Annotated in this window: 3 protein-coding genes and 1 pseudogene; 2 read left to right on the top strand and 2 right to left on the bottom strand. The window is 71.8% G+C overall.

Annotated elements, in window-relative coordinates; all coding sequences use genetic code 11:
* Nucleotides 1-2,093: vitamin B12-dependent ribonucleotide reductase (locus tag ACOJTC_RS15630; RefSeq protein ID WP_420117424.1), on the bottom strand; the 2,093-nt coding region annotated here is incomplete at its 3' end.
* An 80-nt stretch (nucleotides 2,094-2,173) separates the two neighbouring features.
* Nucleotides 2,174-2,662: a transcriptional regulator NrdR gene (gene nrdR, locus ACOJTC_RS15625; protein ID WP_420117423.1), complete on the bottom strand. Its 489-nt coding sequence runs from the start codon at nucleotides 2,660-2,662 to the stop codon at nucleotides 2,174-2,176.
* A gap of 582 nt (nucleotides 2,663-3,244) precedes the next feature.
* Between nrdR and lexA the strand changes: the two genes are divergently transcribed.
* Both lexA and ACOJTC_RS15615 read left to right on the top strand, forming a co-directional pair.
* Nucleotides 3,245-4,030, top strand: a complete 786-nt coding sequence (gene lexA / locus ACOJTC_RS15620; protein WP_088646445.1) for a transcriptional repressor LexA — start codon at nucleotides 3,245-3,247, stop codon at nucleotides 4,028-4,030.
* Between the two features lie 133 nt (nucleotides 4,031-4,163).
* Nucleotides 4,164-4,642: pseudogene (locus ACOJTC_RS15615) on the top strand (hypothetical protein); the annotation flags it as partial.

Raw genomic sequence — 4,642 nt, 5'->3', positions numbered from 1 at the left:
ACCTTGCAGTTGTCCCGGTAGATCGCCAGCGCCTTGAGGCCGAGCTTCCAGCCCTCGAAGTAGATCTTCTCGACGTCGGCGACGGTGGCCTGCTCCGGCATGTTGACCGTCTTGGAGATGGCCCCGGAGATGAACGGCTGGACGGCCGCCATCATCCGCACGTGCCCCATCGGGGCGATCGACCGCTCGCCCATCGCGCAGTCGAAGACCGGGTAGTGCTCCGGCTTGAGGCCGGGGGCGTCCACCACGTGTCCGTGGTCGGCGATGTGCTCGACGATCGCCTCGACCTGCTCCTCCGGGTAGCCGAGGCTGCGCAGGGCGCGCGGCACGGTCTGGTTGACGATCTGCATCGAGCCGCCGCCGACCAGCTTCTTGAACTTCACCAGCGCCAGGTCGGGCTCGACGCCCGTGGTGTCGCAGTCCATCATCAGGCCGATGGTGCCGGTCGGGGCGAGCACGCTGGCCTGCGCGTTGCGCCAGCCGTTGCGGTCGCCGACCTTGTTGCCCTCGGTCCACTGCCGGGTGGCCTCGCGCTGGATCGCGGTGGCCACGGTGCCGGCCGGCTTGATGGCGTCGTTGGCGGCGGCGTGCTTGCGCATGACCCGCTTGTGCGGCTCGGCGTTACGGGCGTAGCCGTCGTACGCGCCGACGATGCCGGCCAGCTCGGCCGAACGGCGGTACGCGGTGCCGGTCATCAGCGAGGTGATCGCCGCCGCCACCGACCGGCCCTGCTCCGAGTCGTACGGCAGGCCGGAGGCCATCAGCAGCGCGCCGAGGTTGGCGTAGCCGATGCCGAGCTGCCGGTAGGCACGGGTGGTCTCACCGATCTTCTCGGTGGGGAAGTCGGCGAAGCAGATCGAGATGTCCATCGCGGTGATGACGAACTCGACCGACCTGACGAACTTCTCCACCTCGAAGCCGCCGTCGGCGCGGAGGAACTTCATCAGGTTGAGCGAGGCCAGGTTGCACGAGGAGTTGTCCAGGTGCAGGTACTCCGAGCACGGGTTCGACGCGGTGATCCGGCCGGTCTCCGGGCAGGTGTGCCAGTCGTTGATGGTGTCGTCGTACTGCAGGCCCGGGTCGGCGCACTCCCAGGCGGCCTGGGCGATGGTGCGGAACAGCTTCTGCGCGTCGATGGTCTCGATGGTCTGCCCGTCGAGGCGGCCCCGCAGGTCGAAGCCGCCACCGTTCTCCACCGCCGTCATGAACTCGTCGGAGACCCGGACGGAGTTGTTGGCGTTCTGGTACTGGACGCTGACGATGTCGTTGCCGCCGAGGTCCATGTCGAAACCGGCGTCCCGCAGCGCGCGGATCTTGTCCTCCTCGCGCGCCTTGGTGGTGACGAACTCCTCGATGTCCGGGTGGTCGACGTCGAGGATGACCATCTTGGCCGCGCGCCGGGTGGCCCCGCCGGACTTGATCGTCCCGGCGCTGGCGTCCGCGCCGCGCATGAAGCTGACCGGGCCGGAGGCGGTGCCGCCGGAGGAGAGCAGTTCCCGGGAGGACCGGATACGGGACAGGTTGACCCCGGAGCCGGAGCCACCCTTGAAGATCAGCCCCTCCTCCTTGTACCAGTCCAGGATGGAGTCCATCGAGTCGTCGACGGCGAGGATGAAGCACGCGCTCACCTGGGCCGGCGACGGGGTGCCGACGTTGAACCAGACCGGCGAGTTGAAGCTGAACACCTGGTGCAGCAGCATCCAGGTCAACTCGTGCGCGAAGACCTCCGCGTCGGCCGGGTTGGCGAAGTAGCCGTGCTGCTCACCGGCGGCCCGGTAGGTCTGGACGACCCGGTCGATGAGCTGCCGCAGCGACCACTCCCGCTCCGGGGTGCCCACCGCGCCCCGGAAGTACTTGGTGGTGACGATGTTCGCCGCGTTGACGCTCCACGACTCGGGGAACTCCACCCCGCGCTGCTCGAAGTTGATCGAGCCGTCCCGCCAGTTGGTCATGACGACGTCGCGGCGCTCCCACGCCACCTCGTCGTACGGGTGCACGCCCTCGGTCGTCCAGACCCGCTGCACCTTGAGGCCCGTCACCGCGCCGTTCTTCGCCGCCCGCGACCGGCTTGTTGTCACGCCGTCCCCCGCCATCTCATCGGCCCCCTCGTCTGCGCGGCCACCCGCCACGCGTCGTCACTGTCAGAATCCAGGTCGTTGCTGTCGGAAAAGAGTCAGTCGGTACGGTCGGTGGCCCCGGCCGCGTCGGCGCGGGCCTGTGCGGCGGCCCGCAGCGTCTCGATCTCGCGTTCGAAGTCGGCAAGCGAGTCGAACGAGCGGTAGACGCTGGCGAAGCGCAGGTAGGCCACCTCGTCCAGGTCGCGCAGCGGGCCCAGGATCGCCAGTCCCACGTCGTGGCTCGGCAGTTCGGCCGCGCCCTTGGCCCGGACGGTCTCCTCGACCTTCTGGGCCAGCAGGGCGATGGAGTCCTCGTCGACCGGCCGCCCCTGGCACGCCTTGCGCACCCCACCGATGATCTTGGTCCGGCTGAACGGCTCGGTCACGCCGCTGCGCTTGACCACCGCGAGCACGGCCTCCTCGACGGTGGTGAACCGCTTGCCGCACTCCGGGCAGGAACGCCGCCGCCGGATGAGCTGACCGTCGTCGGCCTCACGCGAGTCGACCACCCGGGAGTCGGCGTGCCGGCAGTACGGACACCGCATCGCCTGACCTCCTTGATCGACCGGGGCCCGCCCGCCCGCCTCCGGGCACGCGTCGGCCCGGCGGAGCCGGCTCCGCCGGCCGTCGCCGTGGTCGACGATACGGGAGTGCGGTGGGTAGTCGAACCCAACCTGTGGGCAACTTACGCCCATGTGACTACTACATCTAGGGGTCGACCGTAGGCCGCCGAGGGGGTCGGGTCAAGTTGCCGGCGTGTCCGGCGCGTCACCTCCGACCACCGGCGGCGACCCGTCGTCCCGGGGACACGCTGGGTGCAACCGACGGGGCCCACGGGAGGTTACCGGCCGCCCGGACAGGCCCCCCGGACGGAGGACGCGACCCGGCCGACAACCCGCCGGACGCCGACCCGACGGGGACGTACCATCTACCAGAACAGGCGTACGAAAGGCCAGGATTTCCACCCGACACGCCGAGTTGCGTCGTACAGATGTTTGAAAATGACCGATCTCACCTATACGGTCATGAACGACCGGGCACGGCGCACCACGTCGGTCCGGCACCGCGACACCCCCGCACGCACCACGAGCCGCCAAGGCACCCAGCGCCGACCAGGGAGGACGGACGTGACCGAGGACCGGGCCAGCCGGCAGAAGAACCCGCAGCCGATCGCCGAGGCGGGTTCCCCGGCCAGTCGGCGTCCCCGCGCCGCCCGCAGCCGCACCGGGCAACCGGCCGTCCGCCCGGTCACGCCGGTGGTCAGCGGCTTCCCCGACCCGACCGCCGTCGACCTGACCGCCCGGCAGCGCCGCATCCTGGAGTTCATCCGCAGCTGGGTGGAGCGGCACGGCTACCCGCCGAGCGTCCGCGAGATCGGTGAGGCCGTCGGCCTGGTCTCCCCGTCGAGCGTCGCCTACCAGCTCAAGGAGCTGGAGAAGAAGGGCTTCCTGCGGCGCGACCCCAACCGGCCCCGCGCGGTGGACGTGCGCGCCCCCGGCGGGGACGCCGACGACGAGCTGAGCCGCGCCCAGCGCCCCACCCCGGCGTACGTGCCGATGCTGGGCCGGATCGCCGCCGGCGGGCCGATCCTCGCCGAGCAGGCGGTGGAGGACGTCTTCCCGCTCCCCCGCGAGTTGGTGGGTGAGGGCGAGGTCTTCATGCTCCAGGTCAAGGGCGACTCGATGCTCGACGCGGCGATCTGCGACGGCGACTGGGTCGTCGTCCGGCAGCAGCCGATCGCCGAGGCCGGTGACATCGTGGCCGCCATGCTCGACGGCGAGGCGACCGTCAAGACCTACCGGCGGCGCGACGGCCACGTCTGGCTGATGCCGCAGAACCCGGCCTTCGATCCGATCCCGGGTGACGACGCCACCATCATGGGTCGGGTCGTCGCCGTGCTCCGCCGGATCTGACCCGTACCCTGACTGGCCGTCCTTCCCCGGGGAGGGCGGCCGGTCAGGTGTAGGCGGGGGGTCCGCCGCAGCGTCAGTAGCGCTCGCCGCTGCGGCCGGGCGGTGGGCCGTACTGGCCGCCGCGCCGGTCGTCGTGACCGTCGCGGTGCGGGCCGGAGCGCGGCTCCCGGGGGCCGGCAGCATCCCGGCGCGGCGGTTCTGCCCGCCCACCGCCGTAGACACCGCCACCACGACCGCCAGCGGGCGCGCCACCCCGGCCACCGGCCGGGGCACCACCACGCCCACCCGCCGGCTCGGCACCACGGCCACCAGCGGGCGGACCGCCCCGAGCACCGTCACGTCCACCGGCGGGCGGACCGCCACGACCACCGGCCGGGGCAGCGCCACGGCCACCAGCGGGCGGACCGCCACGACCATCGGCCGGGGCACCACCGCGCCCACCGGCCGGGACGCCGCCACGGCCACCGGCCGGAGCAGCGCCGCGTCCATCCGGCGGCGTGCCACCACGACCACCAGGCGGCGTGCCGCGCCCGTCCACCGGGGCACCGCCACGTGCTCCCGGAGGAGCACCACGGCCGCCGGCGGGAGCACCGCCGCGCCCACCGGCCGGGA

Source organism: Micromonospora sp., assembly GCF_048594385.1.
GTDB classification, from domain to species: Bacteria; Actinomycetota; Actinomycetes; order Mycobacteriales; family Micromonosporaceae; genus Micromonospora; species Micromonospora wenchangensis.
This window is presented reverse-complemented; position numbering and strand designations above follow the sequence as displayed.